This is a genomic window from Kitasatospora misakiensis (assembly GCF_042656005.1).
Taxonomy (GTDB): Bacteria; Actinomycetota; Actinomycetes; order Streptomycetales; family Streptomycetaceae; genus Kitasatospora; species Kitasatospora misakiensis.
The window spans coordinates 1-19776 of record NZ_JBHSOF010000024.1 but is presented as its reverse complement, the minus strand read 5'-3'; the positions used below and the strand labels follow the sequence as shown (position 1 = coordinate 19776).

17 protein-coding genes are annotated in these 19776 nt (G+C 74.7%); 4 read left to right on the top strand and 13 right to left on the bottom strand.

Going from position 1 to position 19776, the window contains the following annotated elements:
• The first annotated feature begins 199 nt into the window (after window positions 1-199).
• The 3 genes from fxsT to ACFP3U_RS19310 all read left to right on the top strand — a co-directional run bounded on the left by fxsT (window position 200) and on the right by ACFP3U_RS19310 (window position 5552).
• Window positions 200-3073, top strand: coding sequence for an FxSxx-COOH system tetratricopeptide repeat protein (fxsT, locus tag ACFP3U_RS19320; RefSeq protein WP_380226811.1), 2874 nt, complete (start codon window positions 200-202; stop codon window positions 3071-3073).
• A gap of 183 nt (window positions 3074-3256) precedes the next feature.
• On the top strand, window positions 3257-4210 hold the full coding sequence (locus ACFP3U_RS19315; protein ID WP_380226810.1) for an ATP-grasp domain-containing protein: 954 nt from the start codon (window positions 3257-3259) through the stop codon (window positions 4208-4210).
• Between the two features lie 52 nt (window positions 4211-4262).
• Complete coding sequence (locus ACFP3U_RS19310; RefSeq protein WP_380226809.1) at window positions 4263-5552, top strand: cytochrome P450; 1290 nt, start codon at window positions 4263-4265, stop codon at window positions 5550-5552.
• A gap of 56 nt (window positions 5553-5608) precedes the next feature.
• On the opposite strand, the gene ACFP3U_RS19305 is transcribed toward ACFP3U_RS19310, so the two are convergent.
• The 12 genes from ACFP3U_RS19305 to ACFP3U_RS19250 all read right to left on the bottom strand — a co-directional run bounded on the left by ACFP3U_RS19305 (window position 5609) and on the right by ACFP3U_RS19250 (window position 18111).
• Window positions 5609-6670, bottom strand: a complete 1062-nt coding sequence (locus ACFP3U_RS19305; protein WP_380226808.1) for a DUF5954 family protein — start codon at window positions 6668-6670, stop codon at window positions 5609-5611.
• Between the two features lie 142 nt (window positions 6671-6812).
• Window positions 6813-7397 (bottom strand): TerD family protein, encoded by a 585-nt coding sequence (locus ACFP3U_RS19300; protein ID WP_380226806.1) that lies wholly within the window; start codon window positions 7395-7397, stop codon window positions 6813-6815.
• Window positions 7398-7560: 163 nt separating this feature from the next.
• Window positions 7561-8205, bottom strand: coding sequence for a class I SAM-dependent methyltransferase (locus ACFP3U_RS19295; RefSeq protein WP_380226805.1), 645 nt, complete (start codon window positions 8203-8205; stop codon window positions 7561-7563).
• 110 nt (window positions 8206-8315) lie between these two features.
• Window positions 8316-8981 (bottom strand): membrane protein insertion efficiency factor YidD, encoded by a 666-nt coding sequence (gene yidD, locus ACFP3U_RS19290; RefSeq protein ID WP_380226804.1) that lies wholly within the window; start codon window positions 8979-8981, stop codon window positions 8316-8318.
• Between the two features lie 113 nt (window positions 8982-9094).
• Window positions 9095-9868, bottom strand: a complete 774-nt coding sequence (locus ACFP3U_RS19285; RefSeq protein WP_380226803.1) for a bestrophin-like domain — start codon at window positions 9866-9868, stop codon at window positions 9095-9097.
• A 79-nt stretch (window positions 9869-9947) separates the two neighbouring features.
• Entirely contained in the window at window positions 9948-10631 is a 684-nt protein-coding gene (locus tag ACFP3U_RS19280; RefSeq protein WP_380226802.1) for a hypothetical protein, read from the bottom strand.
• A gap of 656 nt (window positions 10632-11287) precedes the next feature.
• On the bottom strand, window positions 11288-12694 hold the full coding sequence (locus ACFP3U_RS19275) for a family 2B encapsulin nanocompartment shell protein (protein WP_380226801.1): 1407 nt from the start codon (window positions 12692-12694) through the stop codon (window positions 11288-11290).
• 502 nt (window positions 12695-13196) lie between these two features.
• A complete protein-coding gene (locus ACFP3U_RS19270) occupies window positions 13197-14324 on the bottom strand; it encodes a hypothetical protein (RefSeq protein WP_380226800.1) in 1128 nt (375 codons plus the stop codon).
• A 144-nt stretch (window positions 14325-14468) separates the two neighbouring features.
• On the bottom strand, window positions 14469-15293 hold the full coding sequence (locus ACFP3U_RS19265; protein WP_380226799.1) for a DUF1963 domain-containing protein: 825 nt from the start codon (window positions 15291-15293) through the stop codon (window positions 14469-14471).
• A 158-nt stretch (window positions 15294-15451) separates the two neighbouring features.
• Window positions 15452-15961, bottom strand: a complete 510-nt coding sequence (locus ACFP3U_RS19260; RefSeq protein ID WP_380226798.1) for a hypothetical protein — start codon at window positions 15959-15961, stop codon at window positions 15452-15454.
• Between the two features lie 209 nt (window positions 15962-16170).
• Window positions 16171-17730 (bottom strand): MocR-like pyridoxine biosynthesis transcription factor PdxR, encoded by a 1560-nt coding sequence (gene pdxR, locus ACFP3U_RS19255; RefSeq protein ID WP_380226797.1) that lies wholly within the window; start codon window positions 17728-17730, stop codon window positions 16171-16173.
• Window positions 17731-17823: 93 nt separating this feature from the next.
• Window positions 17824-18111 (bottom strand): hypothetical protein, encoded by a 288-nt coding sequence (locus ACFP3U_RS19250; RefSeq protein ID WP_380226796.1) that lies wholly within the window; start codon window positions 18109-18111, stop codon window positions 17824-17826.
• Between the two features lie 360 nt (window positions 18112-18471).
• On the opposite strand from ACFP3U_RS19250, the gene ACFP3U_RS19245 reads away from it, so the two are divergent.
• Window positions 18472-18780, top strand: a complete 309-nt coding sequence (locus ACFP3U_RS19245) for a chaplin (RefSeq protein WP_380226795.1) — start codon at window positions 18472-18474, stop codon at window positions 18778-18780.
• Between the two features lie 120 nt (window positions 18781-18900).
• Here ACFP3U_RS19245 and ACFP3U_RS19240 read toward each other — a convergent pair whose 3' ends face one another.
• A complete protein-coding gene (locus tag ACFP3U_RS19240) occupies window positions 18901-19314 on the bottom strand; it encodes a universal stress protein (RefSeq protein WP_380226893.1) in 414 nt (137 codons plus the stop codon).
• Window positions 19315-19776: the final 462 nt, after the last annotated feature.

Genomic DNA, 19776 nt, shown 5'->3' with positions numbered 1-19776 from the left:
CCCCTTTTCACGGACAACGGTTCGACGAGTTGGGACGCGGCGCGTCCCGTAATGGCGCGGGACGCGTATGCTGTCGGACACCTCGGGACACCGTCGGACAGGCATGGGGGGCTGTGCGATCTCGATGAACGGGCATTCCGCGGATCATCTCGATCCCGCTTCCGCGACGAGCAAGGAAGACCTCGCACGCTGTCTGCGCATGCTGCGGATCCGTGCGGACAGCCCGTCCTACCGGGACTTGGAGAAGAAGGCGCTCCAGCTCGGCCGCTCGCTGCCGAGGACGACGCTCGGCGAGGTCCTGTCCGGCCGCCGCTTCCCGAGCAAGGCGTTCCTGCTCGTCTTCGTCGAACTGTGCGGTGTCGACCCGGCCGCCGAGCCGGCCTGGGAGAGCGCCTGGAACCGTCTGGCCGTCCGTTACAAGGCCGATGTCCGCTCCGAGTCGGGACCGGGTGCGGAGGACCCGCGCCCCGACCTGTCCCGCCAGGAGCTCCGGGCCACCCGGCAGCGGGTGCGGGAGCTGGAGGAGGAGGTGTCGGAGCTGCACGCCGCCGCGACCGCCCGGACCGAGGCGTCCCGGCGCGCCGGGGAGGCCGTCGGACGGGCCGTCGAGGCGTGGACGGCGGTGGCGGACGAGCTCGACCGGCGGGGCGAGCGCGCGCTCGCGGCCCGCGCGCGCACCGCTCTGGCCGAGGTGGCCGAAGCCGAGTTCGCCGGAGCCGGAGCCGCCCCTGGGACGAGACCCGGAGCCGCGACCCCACCCCCCGCCGGATCCATTCCCGGCCCCCGCACCGCCCCCGACCTGGACCCCAACCCCGACCTGGACCCCGACCCCGCCCCGCCCGTCCGGTCGGCGCACGACGCCGACCCGGACGCCGCCCCGCTGCCCGGCCGGGTCAGCGGCAGCCTCCCCGCGGTCTGGAACGTCGAGCCCCGCAATCCGGAGTTCACCGGCCGCGGAGCCGTCCTGGCCGACCTGCGCCGCCGCCTCGGCACCGGGAGCACCGGCGGGGTGCAGGCCCTGCGCGGGGTCGGCGGCGTCGGCAAGACGCAGATCGCGATCGAGTACGCCTGCCGGTTCGCCTCCCACTACGACCTGGTCTGGTGGATCGCCGCCGAGGACCCGGCGCTGATCGGCGAGCAGGTGGCGGCCCTGGCGGTGGAGCTGGCGCTCACCGAGGCGGGCACCGACACGGCGACGGCCGTCGCCGTCCTCAAGGCCCACCTGCGCGGCCGGAACCGCTGGCTGCTGGTCTTCGACAACGCGGACGACCGCGCCGGGGTGGCCAAGTGGCTGCCGGGCGGCCCCGGCCACGTCCTGATCACCTCGCGGGCCGGCGGCTGGGAGGGGATCGCGACCACCGTCCCGGTCGACGTCATGGAGCGGGACGAGTCGGTGGCCCTGCTGCGCACCCGCCGCCCCGAGCTGAGCCCGGAGGACGCGGACCTGCTGGCGAGCGCCCTCGCCGACCTGCCGCTCGCCCTGGCCCAGGCGGGCGGCTTCCTCGCCGAGACGGCCACCCGGGTCGGCGACTACCTGGCCCTGCTGGACACCCACGCGACGGCGGTGCTGACCGAGGGCGCCACCGGCGACTACCGCAAGCCGCTCGCGGGGGCCATCGACCTCAGCGCGACGAGGCTGGCACGGCTGGACCCGCTCGGCCTGGCGGTGGTGCGGCTGTGCGCGTTCCTCGCCCCGGAGTCCGTCCCGGTGCACTGGCTGCTCGCGTTCGGCCGGTCGGTGGCGGCCCGAGCCCCGCAGGCCGACGACCCGCACGCCCCCGGCACGCACGGCCCCACCGACCCGCACGCCGCCCCCGACCCACACGCCGCCACCGGCCCGCTGGCCGCCCTGGCGCTGGCCGACACCGACCCGGTCGCCCTGCACCGGGGCGTCGGTTCGGCCGTCCGGCTGGGCTTGGCGACCAGCACCCACGACGGCGTCCGGCTGCACCGCCTCGTCCAGGCCGTCATCCGGGACCAGCTGGGCGCGGACGCCGCCGACGTGCGCCGCCACGCGCGGACCGTCCTCGTCCAGGCCGCGCCCGGCGACCCGGAGGATCCCGCCACCTGGGCCACCTGGGCCCGGGTGGTGCCGCACCTGCTCGCCGTCGACCCGGGCGAAGCCGACGCGCCGGAGCTGCGCGACCTCGCCTGCGACGCCGCCTGGTACCTCACCGAGCGCGGCGACTCCGAGGCGAGCGCCCGCCTCGCGGCGGACCTCCACACCCGCTGGACGGCCGCCTCCGGTCCCGACGACCGGCACGTCCTCTGGGCGGGCCGCTGCCTGGCCCGCGCCCACCGCGAGCAGGGCCGGTACGAGGCGGCGCACCTGCTCTACGGGGCGTCGATGCCGCGCAGCCGCCGCGCCCTGGGCGAGGACGACCCGCAGACCCTGCGGCTGGCGCACGGGCACGCGATCAACCTGCGCCTGCGGGGCCGCTACGAGGAGTCCCAGCGGCTCCAGGAGGACACCCTGGCCCGGTACCGGCGCCTGCTCGGGCCCGACCATCCGCACACCCTGCACTCGGCGAACCACCTGGGCGTCGACCTCGGCGCGCTCGGCCGCTACGAGCAGGCCCGCGAACTCCACGAGGAGACCCTCGCCCGGTACCGGCGGGTGCTCGGCGACGACCACCCCGACACCCTCCGCTCGGCGAACCACCTGGCCGCCGACCTCAGCGCGCTCGGCCGCTACGAGCAGGCCCGCGAACTCCACGAGGAGACCCTCGCCCGCTGCCGACGGGCGTTCGGCGAGGACAGTCCGCACACGCTCCGGGCCGCGGACTCCTACGGCACCACCCTGCGCCGCCTGGGGCGGCTGGACGAGGCGCACCGCCTCCAGCGGGAGACCCTGGCGCGCTACCGGCGGGTGCTGGGCGACGACCACCCGCAGACGCTGCGGACGGCGCACCACTTCTCCGAGACGCTGCTCGCACGGGGCGAGGCCGAGGAGGCCCACCGGCTCCAGACCGACGCCCTGGCGGCCGCCCGGCGGGTGCTCGGCGCGGACCACCCGGAGACGCTGCACGCGGCCCGGCACCTGGCGCTCATCCGGTCCGACCTGGGCGGCTGAGCGGGCCTGGTCCACGGAATTCCGCCATTCCCGGGACAACCCTGGCCGCCGACGGTCAGGACATTCTACGATTGACCGACACCGGTCAGTAATCGGCACATCGACCGCGTGGGGAATTCCCCGGGGCCGGCCAGCTGGTAGCTTACTGCCGCACTGCCGCCCCCCAAGCCGAGGAAATGGCCGATGATCGATCCTAAGATCGCACTGGTAATGGCTAGGCCCCGTCCGGAAATCAATGCCGACCATGACATGCCCCTGCTCCTCCGGGCGCTTTCCGAGGCGGGTGCCGACGCAATCTCTACGGAATGGGACGATCCGGGCGTCGACTGGTCGCAATTCGATCTCGCGGTGATCCGCTCCACCTGGGACTACACCTGGCGGAAGCCCGAATTCCTCGACTGGGTCGACCTCTGCAGCCGGGCGACCCGGCTGGTCAACCCCCCGGAGGTGGTGCGCTGGAGCTCGGACAAGAGCTACCTCGGCACCCTCGCGGCGGCCGGCGTCCCGGTCGTCCGCACCCGCTACCTGGCCCCCGGCGACCCGGCCGACCTGCCGGACGACCACGAGTACGTGCTCAAGCCGGTGATCGGCGCCGGCGCCCGCTACGCCGCCCGCTACCGGCCCGAGCAGAACGACGAGGCGCGCGAGCAGGTGGCCCGGATGCACGCCGAGGGCCTCACCGCCATCCTCCAGCCGTACATGAGCGGCATCGACGCCACCGGCGAACGGGCGCTGGTCTTCGTCCGGGGACGGTTCCTGCACGCGATCCGGAAGAACGCGGTGCTCTCCCCCGACGTGCCGTTCGACCAGCGCAAGGTCGCCCACCCGGGCATCCAGCCGTGGTCGCCGACCCCCGCCGACCTGGCGGTCGCCGAGCGGGCGCTGGCCACGGTGCCGGGCGCGGCGGACCTGCTGTACGCCCGGGTGGACCTCGTCGACAGCGCCGACGGCACGCCCGTGGTGATGGAGCTCGAACTGGTCGAGCCCAACCTCTTCCTGGCCGTCCACCCGGGCTCGATGGCCACGGTGGTCCAGGCGATCACGACCACCGCCGCGACCGCCGCCCTCCAGCGCCGCACCCAGCGCCGCACCCAGCGCCGCAGCGAGGACGACCGGGCGGTCCACGAACGACGCTGAGCCGGGAAGACGACTGGCACCGGCCGCCGCGGCCGGCGAGGGGGGACACGTCATGAGCTCGGACAGCTACACCGCCGCCGGCACAGCAGCCGACCGGGCCGGGGAGGCGGACGAGGTGACGGCCGGGGAGGGCATCCTTCCGTTCGCCTGCCCCGCCGCCCTGGCCGAGCCGCCCGAGTTCGCCGGACTCCGCGAGCGCGGCGGCCTGGCCAGACTCCCCACGGCCACCGGCGACCGGGCCTGGCTCGTCACCGGCCACGCCGACGTCCGGGCGCTCTGCGGCGACCCCCGGATCGGCAAGTCGCACCCCGACCCGGCCCGCGCGCCCCGGCTCTGGGACGCCGCGCTGCTCGGCCCCGAGACCAACCACGCCACGGCGGTGGCGGACCACCGGCGCTGGCGGACCACCCTCACCGAGGCCTTCGGGGCACGCCGCGTCGAACGGCTCCGGCCCCGGCTCCAAACCTCCTTCGACGCGCTGCTCGGCGTGCTGCTCGACACGGGCCCGCCGGCCGACCTGTGCGCGGACCTCGCCCGGCCCTTCGCGCTCGGCGTGATCTGCGACCTCATCGGCATCCCGGCGGAGCGGCGGGACACGTTCGCCGCCTGGTCGGACCGGGTCCGCCGAGCCCCCGACCCCGGGGGCCCGGCGGACGCGGCGGAGTGGCGAGCCCTCGACCGCACGATCGGCGAGCTCCTCAACCAGCGCCGCCGCGCCCCCGCCGACGACCTCCTCACCGAGCTCGCCGCCCGCGCCGACGACTCCGACGCGACCGAGAGCGGCGTCCTGCGCCCCGACGAACTCCCGCACGCCCTCAGCGGCATCCTCCTGGCCGGCTACGAGACCGTCGCCACCCGCCTCCCCTACGGCCTGCTGTACCTGCTCGCCCACCCCGCCGCCCGCACGGCACTGGCCGCCGACCCAGGCCTCGCCCCCGCCGCCGTCGAGGAGGTCATGCGGCTCGCGGTACCGGGCGGCAGCTGGATGCCCCGCTACGCCCGCACCGACCTGGAGTACGGCGGCAGCCGGATCGCCGCCGGCGACCTCGTGGTCTTCTCCTTCCAGTCCGCCAACCGGGACGACCGGATCTTCCCGAACGCGGACACCCTCGACCTCGCCCGCACCCCCAATCCCCACCTGGCCTTCGGCCACGGCAAGTACTTCTGCCTGGGCGCCGGCCTGGCCCGACTGGAACTGCGGATCGCCTACGAGACCCTGTTCCGCCGCCTCCCGCACCTGCGCCTCGCCTGCCCGCCGGAGGAGGTCCCGGTCGACGCCACGAGCGTGACCGGTGGCCTCCACACCCTCCCCGTCACCTGGGGCCGGCCGACCGACAGGTGACGGACAGACCGCCGACCGGGCCGGGGGCGCGCTCCGGAGCACTCTCTCAGCCGCCGTCAGTCGTCCCCCGCTTCGCCGTCCTCGTCCTCGTCCTCGCCGTAGAAGATGCCCGCCTCGCGGTCGCGCTGTTCCTGGACCCGCAGTGGCGGCTCCGGGTCCCAGTCCGTGCTGCGGGGCGGCTCCGGGCCGTCCGGGCCGAGGCGGACCACCGGCTCGACCCGGACCAGTTGGAAGCGGCGGTCGGCGGCGCGCAGGTCGTTGGGCCGCTCGGCGTCCAGGCGGTCGGCGGCCTCCGCGTACCGGGCGAGTTCCTCCTCGCCGAGGTGCGGGTCCAGCCGGGGCGCGAACTCCCGCAGGTAGGCGGCGAGGGTGTCCCGGGCTTGCTGCGGGGTCTCGCAGGCGCCGGTCATCGGCCCCCAGCGGCCCTCCCGGTACTCCGCGACCGCACAGTGCACCGGCAGCACCAGCACGTTGGGGTGGAGGTGGGAGGCGAGCCGCGCCTCGTCCCGGACGTCCTCCGGGATGAACCGGCCGGTCGGCACCAGCGACATCATGTCCAGCCGCAGGATCCCGTCGACCAGCGTCACCCCGGCCGCCGGGTCGATCACGAACCCCCGGATCCGGGACGGCAGTCGGCACCCCTCGCCGACGGCGGCCGGGTCCGGGTCGGTCGGGCGGGGCGGTTCGATGCCGTCCGGGCCCGAACGCAGCACCTGCTCAGCGCGGAAGATCCGGTAGTCGCGGCCGCCGGCGGAGATCTCGTCGAGCGCCTCCCACTCCAGCCGTTCGTAGGCCGCGGTGTAGGAGGCGCGCTCCGCCTCGTCGAGTTCCCGGTCGGCGGCCTGGTCGGTGCCGGGTTCGGCGAGCGCCCACATCCGGAACGTGTGGCCCAGGTCGTCCCGGGCGGCCTGCGGGGTGGTGGCGTGGAAGTCCAGGACCCGCCAGGCGCCCGCGTCGGTGCGCTCCAGGCTGCCGAAGACGGGCGGCATCATCATCAGGTTCGGGTACTTCTCGCGGGATGCCCAGGCCTCCAGGCCGGCCACGGCGGCGACCGGGTCGTCCGTGTGGGTCACCCTGATCGTCAGGTGCTCCGGCAGTTGCACGGCGTCATCGTCCATGCGGCCAGTGTTAGCCGACTCGCGGAGGGCGCCGCAGGGTTATCGCGGAACTCCACCCGACCGGGCACGCCCGCCGACGCGGCCCGCGGGCATGCGGACGGGCCCGCCCGGAGATACCCGGGCGGGCCGCGCGGCCGGTCGCTCAGAGGTGCTTGACCAGCTCCGGCATGAGGTCCTGGAAGGTGCGTCCGCCGGCCGGCTGGCCGATCGCGATCATCTGCCAACCGGCCTGGGTGCGCTGCATCTTGGCCATGATCTGCGCGGTGTACGCGCCGCCGCCGGTGAGCGTGTACCGGGCCAGTTCGGTGCCGGTCTGGGTGTCGACCAGCCGGCAGAAGGCGTTCTCGACCTCCTGGAAGGTCTGGCCGGTGAAGGAGTTCACGGTGAAGAGGATCTGGTCCACCTCGGCCGGCACGGCGGTGAGGTCGACGGTGATGGTCTCGTCGTCGGTCGCGTCCCCGGCGCCGCCGGTCAGGTTGTCTCCGCTGTGCCGCACCGAGCCGTCGTTGCTGGTGAGGTGCTGGAAGAACACCACGTCGACCGGCTTGCCGCCGGAGAACAGCACCGCGGAGGCGTCCAGGTCGATCTCCTGGGAGGCGAACAGCTTGGCGAGGAAGCCCTTGCGCTGGGCCGCCCGCCAGCCGAGGCCCATCCGCACCACTCCCAGTCGGCCTCCGCCCGGCTTCTCCAGGCTCAGCTTCTGCCCCTTCGCCAGCGAAACGCTCATCGCGCCCTCCTCGTTGCTCGCCTGCGCCTTGAATCTACAGCACTGTAGATCTTCTTGGCGTCGCGGGACGCCTTCGTCCCGGGACACCTGCATACCCCGCGCACCCGCCCCGGATGCGGTCCGGCGCCGGAGGTCCGGGTGACCTCCCAGGCGGGGCGTCCGCTCAGGCCGTCCGCTCCAGGCGGACCAGGGCGTCCACCGCCTCCGCGGCGGCCCCGCCGTCCGCCGGGCCGCGATGGCCGGCGTCGGCGGCGACGGGGCGGCGGACCCGTTCGGCCCGGACGGTCCGCAGACCGGCGCCGGCCAGGTCGGCGAGGACGTCCTCGGGGGTGAAGAGCACGGCGGGGTCCTGCGGGCCGCCCACCCCCTCGGTCAGGTTGGTGCTGTCGTGGCCGACTACCAGCAGGGTGCCGCCGGGCGCGAGCGCCGCCGCGGCGCCGCGCAGCGCCGCCCGGCGGTCCTCGGCGGGGAGCTGGAGGTAGGCGACCACGACCAGGTCGTAGCCCTCCGGCGGCGCCTCCAGGCCGCGTGCGTCGCCGTGCCGCCAGGTCAGCCGGTCGGCGACCTCGTCGGGCAGCGAGGCGGTGAGCCGTTCGGCGCGGCCGAGGGCGACGGTGGAGAAGTCGAGGCCGGTGACCTCCCAGCCGAGGGCGGCGAGCCAGATGCTGTTGCGGCCCTCCCCGGCGGCGAGGTCCAGGGCCCGCCCGGGGGTGAGACCGGCCAGCTCGCGGACCACCCAGCGATTGGGCTCGGTGCCCCAGACCAGCTCGCTCGCGGCGTAGCGTTCGTCCCAGGCGCGGCTGTCCATGACCCGTTCTCCGTTCGACGCGGGGACTTCTCGGGAGGCCACCGTACCGGTCCGGGCAATGGCGAGAGGCCGACCGGGACACTCCGGCCGGCCCCGCGCTTCCGGTCGGCTCAGCGCTCCGGCACCGGGTCGACGCCGTTCCTGCGCCGGGCCGCGGCGGGGCGGCAGCGCAGCAGACGGCCGGCCGTGAGGCGGGCGCCGCGCACCGCGCCGTGCCGGTGCAGCGCCTGCACCGCGTAGGTCGAGCAGCTCGGCGTGTACAGGCAGCAGGCCGGGCGCTTCGGGCTGATCTCGGTGCGGTAGTGGTGCACCGCGCCGTACAGCACCGCGGCCGCCAGGCCGCGCGGCGGGGGCGCGGCCGGGTCCGTGCCGTGCTCCGCGCTGCGGGTCCGGCCGCCGCCCCTACCGCCCTGGCCGCCCCGGACGCCGGTGAGGGCGAACCGGAGGCCGGCGACCGTCATCACCGGGAGGAGCGCGAGCAGGCAGGGGCCGTCGCACCCACCGCCGCCGCCACCGCACCCGCCGTTGCCGCCACCCCCGCAGCCGCCACCCCCGCCACCATTGCCCCCACGGCCGCCGTTGCCGCAGCCGGAGGGCAGGTAGTCGTCGAAGTCGCTGTCCTTCTTCCGCTCCCCGTGCCTGCGCAGGTACGCCTTCCACTCCTGCTGCCGGCGCTTGCGCCGACGCCGCTCCTCGGCCGGCAGCCACCACCAGGCACGTCCAGGGCGCGTGGTCGTCGGGAACTGTTCGCCCTGGCCGGGCTGCTGGTGGGCCACTGCTCGCGATTCCTCTCGGCGCACACGCCGGGGCCGACCCCCAACGGCCCGATCAGATTATCGAAGGCCCGGATTATGGGGGTCGGCCCGCAGGAGGATTCCGAAGGGCGCGCTCAGTCGCTCCCGCCACCCAGGTGCGGGAACAGATCGGTGAACGTCTGGGTGGTGACCGAGACGCTCCGGCCGAACGGGTCGTCGAAGTCCCAGATCAGGAAGAGCAGGAAGGCGATCAGCGCGCTGAACGCCCCGGCCAGCAGCAACTCCCGGCGGGAGCGCCGGATCTGCAGGGCGAACACCATGCCGACCGTCACCACCGCGCCGACGATCAGGCCGAACCAGACCACGCCCGGCATCGTCGGGCCGGCGTTCTGACCGCGCGCGTTGCGGGCGTCGTCGGCGATGCTGATCCGGTCCAGGATCGGCTGGTAGGACTGCGCCTCCAGGTCCGAGGCCGGGGGACGGGTCGCGACATCGGTGCGCAGCTTGTTCAGCAACTCCGTGCCGCGCTCGGAGATCTCGCCGTTCTCGCGCATGTACGTCCACTCCACGTCGACCACGTAAGAGACGTAGGCGTCGACGTCGGCGCGGACCTTGTCGCGGAACTCCACCGGGTAGACCTCCGCCCGCGCGCTCACCTCGTGCAGCGCCTGCGCCTCACGGAAGACGTCGTCCTGCGCGACACCGCGTGTCTCCCAGACGCCGGCGATGGCGAGGCCGAGCACGATCGCGTAGACCACGCCGATCATCATCGTCATGTACTCGATGACGTCGGGTGTCTCGTCGGTGTCCTCGTCCTCACCGACACGGCGGTGCCTCAGCAGCACCACCGCCACCACGACGGCACAGGCCGCCAGCATGGCGATGGCCAGCGCCAACCACTCGGACATCGGGACTCCTTTCTCGGTCGGGAATCGACAGGGGTCGATCGAAAACAGTCGGGGCCGTACACCGAAGAGCTCGGGACGGCTACGGGAAAACGGAGCAGGGGGCGGGGAGCGGCGTCAGGAGCCGCTCGAACCGCCAGAACCGGAACCTGAACCTGAACCGCCACGGCCGCCACCACGGCCTCGGCCTCCCCCACCGCGCGAACGCAGCGCTGCCGCGGCGAGCACGGCGGGCACGGTGACGACCAGCATGGTCCGGGTCGGCGAACTGCCGTGGTGCCGCTCCGGTGCCTCCACCGGCGCGGCGGCCGGCACGGGCCGCAGCGTCGGGGCGGGACGCGCCGGGCTGGGGGCCGGGGGCGGCGGGGCGGGCGGCGGCGGGGCGGGCGGTTCGGGGGCGGGCGCCGGGGGCGGCGGGACCACCGGCGGCGCGGACGGCCGCGGGCTCGCCGGTCTCGGCGAAGGCGTCGGCGCGGGCGGGGTGGGCGCGGGCGGCCGGGGTGACGCGGTCGGCGGGGTGGGCCGCGGCGTCGGGACGGGCGGGGCGGGCGGCGCCGGGGCCGGGGTCGGCGGCGGTTCCGTGACCGGCGTGGGGGTCGGGGTGGGTGTGGCGGTCGGCGTCGGCGTCGCGGTGGGGCTCGGCGTGGGCGTCGGCGCGGGGGTCGTCCGCGTCGGCGTCGGGGTGACGCTCGGAGACGGCGTCGGCGACGGGGACGGGCAGGGGTGGTGGTGCGTCGGCTTCGGCGGCCAGGGCTTGGTCGGCCACGGCCACGGCTTCGGGTGCGTCGGGTACGGGTGGTGCAGGATCCCGGAGAGGTCGACGTCCACACCGACCTCCACGTCCACGTCCACCTCGACGTCCACGCCGCCGTGGCCGACCCCGACCGACACACTCGTGCCGGTGGAGACGCAGGTCTCGACGATCGGTCCGTGCGGGTTCCCGCCGTGCTGGGCCGTCGAGGAGCGGGCGGCGGCCGAACCGGTCAGTAACGCGCATAGCGCGGCCACAGCGGCGGCGGCCCCGGCCACTCGGACCCGCCGCGCCCGCGGGCCGGCGTGCACGGATAACGCGCTCTCGCGACCGCCCCGGCCGCCCCGACCGCCGCTCTCGACGGCCTCGCGGTCGGTGGCGTCGTTCGCCGGCACCCGGTCCGCGGTCACGACGACCCGTCCGTCGGTATCCGCCGGGGCGGCTGGTGCTGCGACATGGGCTCCATGCACCTCTCGTGTCGTCAGGAGGGCCGGCCCACGCCGGAAAGGGGGGCCGACACCGGACGGCCCGCCGCGGGGGCGGGCCGTCCGGCATCAGGTGAAACGATCATGCGGTGGGCCGGTTACGGCCAACCGGGCGAGCCCTCCGGGGACGGCCCGCCCGAGCGCGCGTCGCCGCGCCTCGCCGCGCAGCACGCCGTGCCGTACGGCTCAGTGGCGGCTGTGCGCGATCTCGACGTTCTCCAGGACACCGACGGCGTCCGGCACCAGGATCGCGGCCGAGTAGTACGCGCTGACCAGGTAGGAGATGATCGCCTTCTCGTCGATGCCCATGAACCGGACCGAGAGGCCCGGCTGGTACTCGTCCGGGATGCCGGTCTGGTGCAGGCCGATGACGCCCTGGTTGTCCTCGCCGGTCCGGATCACCAGGATGGAGCTGGTGTTCTCCTTGCTGATCGGGATCTTGTTGCAGGGCAGGATCGGCACTCCGCGCCACGCCGGCACCTGCTGCCCGCCGAGGTCGACGTGGTGGGGGTAGATCCCGCGCGCGTTGAGCTCCCGGCCGATCGCGGCGATGGCCCGCGGGTGCGCGAGCAGGTAGTCGGGGTCACGGCGGCGGTTGAGCAGCTCGTCCAGGTCGTCCGGGGTGGGCGGGCCGGAGTGGGTCTGGATCCGCTGGGCGAAGTCGGCGTTGTTGAGCAGACCGAACTCCGGGTTGTTGACCAGCTCGAACTCCTGGCGCTCGCGCAGCGCCTCGATGGTCAGCCGGAGCTGGTGCTCGATCTGGTTCATCGGCTGGTTGTAGAGGTCGGCGACCCGGGTGTGCACCTTGAGGATCGTCTGCGCGACGCTCAGCTCGTACTCGCGGGGCTTCAGCTCGTAGTCCACGAACGCGCCCGGCAGCTGGTACTCACCGTGGTGGCCGGCCGACATGGCGATCTCGGCCTCGCCGCGCTCGTTCTGGCGCTGGAGCGGCAGGGCCAGGAAGGCATCGAGGTGCGCCTGCAGCGCGGGCGAGTTGTCCCGGATCTGCTCGAAGTCCCGGCGGGGCAGCGAGAGCACGGTACCGGCGGTCACCGTCTTGGCGGTGAACTCCCAGACGGCGTCCTGGTCGAGGACGGACTGCTCGCCGAACCGGTCACCGTCACCGAGCACGCCGACCACCGTCTCGTCACCGTACTTGCCGGTGCCGATCTGGTTGATCTTGCCGTGGGCGATCAGGTAGATCCGGTCCGCGGGCTCACCGCGCTCGGCGAGCACCTCGCCCGGGCCGAAGTCGCGCTGCTCGCAGCGGTCGGCCAGCGCGGTCAGCACCGCGTCGTCCTCGAAGCCGCGCAGCAGGGCGAGTTCGCCCAGCTCCTGCGGGATGACCCGGACCTCGGAACCGGTCTTGATGAACTCGACCCGGCCGTCGCCGACGGTGTAGGTCAGTCGGCGGTTGACCCGGTAGGCGCCACCGGCGGCCTGCACCCAAGGCAGCACCTTGAGCAGCCAGCGGGAGGTGATCTCCTGCATCTGCGGCGCGGACTTGGTGGTGGTGGCGAGATTGCGGGCAGCGGCCGTCGTCAGGCTCGACTGTGCCACCTGAGGCGTCTCCGGGGGCGTCTCCACGGTCATCGGCAGGGTTCTCCATTCGTGTGATCAGGTCACGCCGACCCGTCGCGCGACCGGCGGCTGCCGGAACCTCGTCTGGACGGGTCATCAGATACGCGTATTGGTGGGGGTTTTGGCGGTCTTCGCGATGCAGGTGCGCCCACTCGGGCGATCCATCGGAACCCTAGATCACCAACACACGACCAACCCGGCGCGGCAGCCGAGCGCCCCCCGATTGGGTGAATCTCTCCGATCGGAAGGTTTGAATCCGAGGACCGTGCACCAGTGCGCCGTCACGGCTCTGCGCATGCGAATCGCCCAGACGTAGGAACGATTCACTCCACCCGAACGGAGCAGCGCGATGGTCCGCGCCCCAGCCGGTGGGGCGCGGACGTGGCGAACATGCGTTCGCTGTTCGAACACAATGCGAACAGGGCCGCCGATCAGGCCGGCGCCGGCCTCAACTCACCGGACCCGTCTGCCCGTTCGTCGTAGTGGGTCCTGGGCCGCCGGTGACGCACCGGACTCACCCGGCGGGCTCCTGGCCCGGGTGGGCCGCGCGCCTCGACGCCCTCAGGGCGCGCCGGTGCGCCGTCCACCACAGCGTGCCCACCACCACGGACAGGGCGATCAGGACGAACGCCAGGACCGGCCAACGGCTGTCGGCGAGCCGGATGTCGGCGAGCAGCAGCCCGGCCACCGCCGCGACCGGCACCAGCAGTGCGAACAGGGCCCGCCCGGCGGCGGCCACGACACCGGGATCGGCGCGGGCCCGGTGCAGACCGGGCCAGCCGGCCGGGTCGCCGCCGAAGTGGAAGGCGACCCCGCGAACCGCCAACCGGTCGGTGGCCCAGGTGTAGGACAGCGCCATGTAGGGGAGCCAGACCAGCGGCGCGACGGTGCCCATCAGGAGCACCAGGGCGAGCAGCGACCACTCCCCCGCGGACCGCCAGCGGGACGGCGGCGGGACGGTGCCCTCGCTGGTCAGCCCGAGCAGGCGGGCCATCCGCCAAATCAGTGCGCCGAACCCCCGGAGGCGGCCGGTGCTACGGGACGGGTCGGGCGGTGGCGGGCCGGCCGCGAGGGCCCGCTCGGCGGCGGCGAGGTCGGGGTGGGCGCCCTGGAGGACGAGCAGCTCAGGGGCACGGGCCCGGTCCGTGGGGTCCTTGCCGGCGAGGGCGGCCAACTCCAGCAGCAGTTGCCCCTGGGCCAGCAGCGCGGTGCAGAAGGCGAACGGCATCAGCCAGAGGAACGGTCCGCCGACGAAGGCGCCCTCGCTCTGGCTGACCCGCCGGGCGTGGTCGACGGCCCGCGCGGCCAGCTCGCCCGTCGAGGCCTCCGGGTGGGCCGCCCGGAGCGCCGCGACGCGGCGCGCGGCACGGGGACCGCGGTGGCGGACGGCGAAGACGGCGAGCAGTTCCGGCATCCGGGCCGGGTGAGCGCGCATCGAACGGACCAGCTCGGCGATGGGGGCGCCCTCCGACCCGGGGGTCGTGTCGGGGGCCGGGGTCCCGTCCGGCGCGGGGGCGTCGCTGTGCGCTGCGCGGTCCGGCGGCTCGGCCGGACCGGACGGGACCGCGGGCTCCGGGCGCCCGGGGTGTTCCGGTCGTGCGGGGTCCGGGTGCTCGGGGTCCGCGTCAGTCTTCGGGGCCACGTCCGTCCCACCGCTCCGCCGCACGCTCCGGCCATGCCCGGACCGGCGGCCGACCGCTCACCCGGGCCTCCTTCCAGCCTAGGCTCTGCCCGAGACCTCCCGCCTGCCGGGCGGCTCGGGACGCCGACCGGGCGGCGGGCCGGGTCAGGCGACCTCGAAGCCGTGCCGTACCCGGTCGAAGCGGCCGGCCGCGAGGTCCTCGTCGGAGATCCAGAAGGAGACGTTGACGCACTCGCCCCACTCGGCGGCCAGGACGCCGCTCTCGATCTGGAGCAGCGGGCGGTGTCCCTCGGGTCGGCCCGTGTCGGTGTCGCACCAGCCCAGCAGCCGGACCGCCGGGCGGGGCAGCCCCTCGGCGAGGTCCTGGGCGAGGTCGAGGGCGACCAGGAAGTCGTCCGGGAACAGCCGCTCCAGCTCGCGGTCCTGGTAGGACGGCGCGGAGACCGCCCAGGTGGCCCGGACCGGGACGGCCGGGACGGCGGGCGTGACCCCGTCGGCGGCCGGCGCGGGCCGCGGCGGCGCACCGGCGGGTATGTGCAGCACGCGGCAGCCGCGGCCGCTGAAGTCGGAGAGCCACTCGTCGTGGAAGAAGAGCAGCAGGCCGTCGGCGGGCAGTGGCCAGCCCCCGGCATCCGGCCCGGTGGACCGGAAGGCTGCGGCGAGGGCGGCGCAGTCGAGCTGGGCGAGCAGTTGCATCGGACGCCCGGCGAACTCGGGCCAGTCCGTGCCGGTCGGCAGCGCCGGCAACCCGCCGAGCCGCCCGACCACCGCGCCGTCCGGGCCGGAGGCGGCCGGGGGCTCCCCCGGTACGGGGTCGAGGACGAGGGAGGGGCGGAAGAGTCGGTGGACCAGGGGCGCCAGTTGCTCGCCGGCCCGGGCGCGGATCAGCTCCGCGACATCGCCGGGAATCGGCGGCGCGCCCTCGGCGGGCGCGGTCACGAGGGTCTCGGTGGTCACGAGTTCGGCCATGCGCCAAGCCTGCCACGCGGGTCCGACAACGCCCGTCGGCCGACTGCCGGAGCAGCGCGGACGGAACCGGCGAAGGCCCCGTCAGGTGCCGGTACGGGGGTGATCGGCACCTGACGGGGAGCGCGCTGACGGCCGGTCGGCCCGGGCGGGGGAACGGCTCAGGAACAGGTGACCTCGTTGCCGGGAACCGAGAAGATTCCGGAGTCGCTGGCCGCACCCGACGCGTACTCGTAGTAGAGGTACGTGTAGAAGTCGATCCGCGCGCCGTCGCCGCAGACCGAGTCGCCGCCGATGGTGTACGTCAGGGTGACCGTGGTGGTGGCGCCGGCCGCGACGGGGACGGAGTGGTGGACCAGGCCGCTGGTGGCACCGGTGTCGCAGGCCGTGACATTGCCGCCGCAGGAGGAGAAGGCGTACTTCAGGCCGGTGTTCAGGGTGGTGCCGTAGGTCGGCTGGATGGACTCGTAGACGAACTGCGCCGGGGTGTCGTGCGGGTTGGTCAGGGTCAGCGTCAGGGTGACCTCGGAGCCGGGGACGGCCGTGGCCTTGTCGACGGAGACGGACAGCAGCGGGGTGTCCGCGTGGGCGGGGGTGGCCGACAGCAGCAGGCCGAGGAGGAGGGCGAGGATCGCGGGCAGGCCGGTACGGCTCAGAAATGAAGTGCGCATGACCAACGAGCGTAGGCGGCGGTGCGCGCGCCGATGTCCGCCTCCGCCCCGGTCCGTACCGGCATATGACAGCGGAGCGGACACCCGGGGCCGTTTCCGTCCGGTTCCGCCGTCCGGCGACGGCCCGAGCCCTACCCTCCGCGCCCGCCCGGCCGGACCCACGACGTCGGCCGGGGCCGACGCGACCGACGACTCAGAGCGGCGACGGCTCAGAGCGGCGACGGCAGGATGGCGCAGAGCGCCTCCACCGCCGCCGGGTAGGCGTGGTCGGGCGGGGTCCCGTAGCCCACGACCAGGCCGTCCGTCGCCGGCATCGCCTCCGGTGCGAGCAGCGGGTGCCGGTAGTCCGCCAGCCCGTCCAGTGCCAGCCCCCGGTAGGCGGCCGCCTTGAGCACCGACCGCTCCGTCCCGGGTGCGAGCCGGAGCACCGCGTGCAGCCCGGCCGCGATGCCGGTGACCTCGATGTGCGGGGCGCGCTCGGCCAGCGCGCCGACCAGCCGGTCCCGGCGGTCCCGGTAGCGGCGGCGCATCCGTCGGACGTGCCGGTCGTAGCCGCCGGAGTCGATGAACTCGGCGAGGGTCAGCTGGTCCAGCGCGCTCGCCCAGGCCTCGCGCTCGCCCTTGGCGGCGAGCACCCGGTCCACCAGGTGGTCGGGCAGCACCATCCAGCCGAGGCGCAGCGCGGGGCTGAGGCTCTTGCTGGCCGTCCCGAGGTAGACCACCCGCTCCGGGTCCAGGCCCTGCAGCGCGCCGACCGGCTGCCGGTCGTAGCGGAACTCCCCGTCGTAGTCGTCCTCCAGCACCAGTCCGCCACGGCCGCGCGCCCAGTCGACCACCGCCGCGCGACGGCCCGGGTGCAGCGGACCCCCGGTCGGGAACTGGTGGGCGGTCGTGAGCAGCGCCGTGCGGACCTCCGGCTGGTGCGCCAACCCGCCCACCCGCGCGCCGTGTTCGTCGAGCGGGAGCGGGACTGTGGTGACCCCGGCGGCGGCCAGCAGGCCGCGGTGGAAGGCCAGCCCGTACCCCTCGACGGCGAGCGCTCCGGCCGTCCGGGCGGGGAGCACGGCGCGCGGGCCGTCGAACAGCAGCCGCAGCGCGTGGGCGAAGCCGGAGCAGATCACGATCCGGTCCGGGTCGGTGCGGACGCCGCGGGCCCGGGCGAGGTAGTCGGCGAGGACCTCGCGCAGTTCGCGCCGGCCCTGCGGATCGCCGGGTCCGAACGCCTCGTTGGGCGCGGCCGTGAGCGCCCGCCGTCCGGCGGCGAGCCAGGCGGCGCGCGGGAAGGCGGCGGCGTCGGGCTGTCCCTGCCGCAGGTCGTGGGTGGGGCGCGGCGGCGGGGAGGAGCGGCGGGCCCGGGTCGGGGGGACGGGTTCGGCCCGTTCGGCGACGGTGGTGCCGGAGCCCTGGCGGGCGGTGAGCCAGCCCTCGGCGACCAGTTCGGCGTAGGCGTCGGCGGCGGTGTTGCGGGCGATGCCGAGGTCGGCGGCGAGCGCCCGGTAGGGCGGCAGCCGGGTGCCGGGGGCGAGCCGGCCGCCGCGGATCGCCTCCCGGAGGGCGGCCATCAGGGCGGCCCGGCGACTGCCGGTGGCGGGCAGGTCGAGGTGCAGGTCGGCACCGGACGGGTCCGCGGTGGACGGGCCCGCGGTGGACAGATCCGCGGTGGACGGATCCCGATCGGACGCGCCACCGGTGGACGGACCTGCGCCGGACGGGCCTGCGGCGGTGCTGTGGCGGGGCGTCCGGGGCGGATCGACCGAGGTGTCCGTCATGGTCACGCAGCCTATCGCCGGGCCCCGGCGGTCCCGGGGGCGGGCCTGCCGCCCCCGGGACCGCCGGCCGTTCGACCCGGCCTTCGTCGTCGGTCAGTCGATCCGGATCGAGTCGACGATGTACGTGCGCACGTCGTTGCGGGTCCGCTCGGCGAGCGTCGAGTCGGTGGAGTAGGCGCTGACGGTCAGCCAGATGTTGCCGGACTGCGGGACGCAGACGATGGTGGCGATCACGTTCGCGTTGCCCCCGATCACCTGGTAGTCGCCGTCGCCCGCGAGGTCCCAGACCTGGAAGCCCTGGCGCAGGAGCGCGCTCTGGGCCAGGGCGAGGCAGTCGCCGAGGGTGTCGTTCTTGGTGAAGGTGCCCCAGTGTGCGTACATACGCGTCTCCCGTTCGTGCTGTGGTGGCGGCCGTCGGCCGGGGTCACCGGACCCGGGCTGCGGCCGTGCATCGAGAGTCGGCGAGCGGCTGTCCCGGACGCACGGGGCCGGGGTCCCGTTCCGGCCCGGTTTTCCCGGCTGGGACAACGGAAGGGGCGCCCCGGGTGAGCCGCACGCGGCGCCGAGCGAGGCGCGGCCGCACCACAGGGATCGCCGCACCACAGGGATCGCCGGACCGCCCCTCCGGTGCGCCGGCCGGGCGGCGGGGCTCCTGCATCGGTGTGCGATCAGGACTGCATTCGGGTGATCCTATGGTCGGATTATGTCGTCATGGGCGTGTCGGCTGGCTATTCCTTCGCCATGACCAACACCAGGAAGTACCTGCTCGCCGCCGGCCTCAGCGCCGCGCTGGCGGTCCTGTCCGCCGGCCCCGCCTTCGCGGGCGACTGCGACAGCACCGCGCACCACGCGCCCTCCGCCCCGGTCCTCAGCGGCCTCGACGGCTTCGAAGGCTTCAACGGCGGCGGCGGTACCGTCTGCATCAACCAGGGCGGCGCCTACGCCAGCGGCGTGGTGGCCAACTCCCCGGGCGTGCTGTCCGGCAACCAGATCCAGATCCCGATCAACTTCCAGGCCAACATCTGCGGCAACAGCCTCTCCATCCTGTAGCCGCCGCTCAGCCGGGCGGCGGCGGTTCGCCGGCGCCCACCCGTACGAACACCGCGAGGGCTGCGGCCCCGGCACCCGCCGGGACCGCAGCCCTCGATCCTCTTCTGCCGGGGACCGCGCCTACGGGACCACCGTGACCGGCCAGCGGCCCGCCTTGACCAGCCGCACCGCGACCGAGCCGATCACCCGGTGCCCGGCCTGCTCGGAGGCGCCGACCACCACCGCGTCCGCCCGCAGCTCGTCCGCCAGCCGCGCCAGGCCCGCGTACGGGTCGCCGCGCACGGTCAGGAACCGCCAGTCCACCCGCCAGACGTCGCGCAAACGGTGCTCGGCCTCGCGGAGCGCGTCGAGCAGCTCGTCGGCGATCTCCCGGGTCGTCTCCTCCACGGCCGCACCGGCGAGCGCGGTGGCCGCACCCAGCACCGGCTGGATGTACGCGACCGCCAGGGTGGCGTTCTGCCGCCGGGCGAGGCCCGCCGCGTAGGCGGTCGCCCGCCAGGAGGAGTCCGAGCCGTCCAGGCCCGCCACGATCATCTTCGGCCCGTCGGTGCCCAGCTCGAATCCGGCCGGGGCGACCGCCGCGCCCGGTTCCTCGGCCCCGTCGGCTGCCGCCGCTCCCTGCTCCGCATCGCTGTCGTTGCTCATGGCCCGAGGCTATTCCGGACACGGTGGGTGACGACAGGGGGCGCGACGGGTGAGGGCTGTGGTGGGGGCCACCCGCGCGGGGGTCGCGTCGTCACGGGTGGGGCGGGGCGCGGTCACGGGGTGTCGACCTGTGCGCGGGCTCACAGGCCCCCGCGTGTGGCCCGGACCACCATCAGGCCCTGTTCGATCTTGAAAAACGGTGCATTTGCCTTCAAATCGGCCCATTCTGGTGATCGTTACGACCGGTAACCCCCCACTGACCTCGCTAAACCTGCGAATCCTTGAAACCCACCAGAGCCGCCCGTAACTTCGAATGCGTCGCACCGAGCAACCACCGGGCCCAGCCCCCAA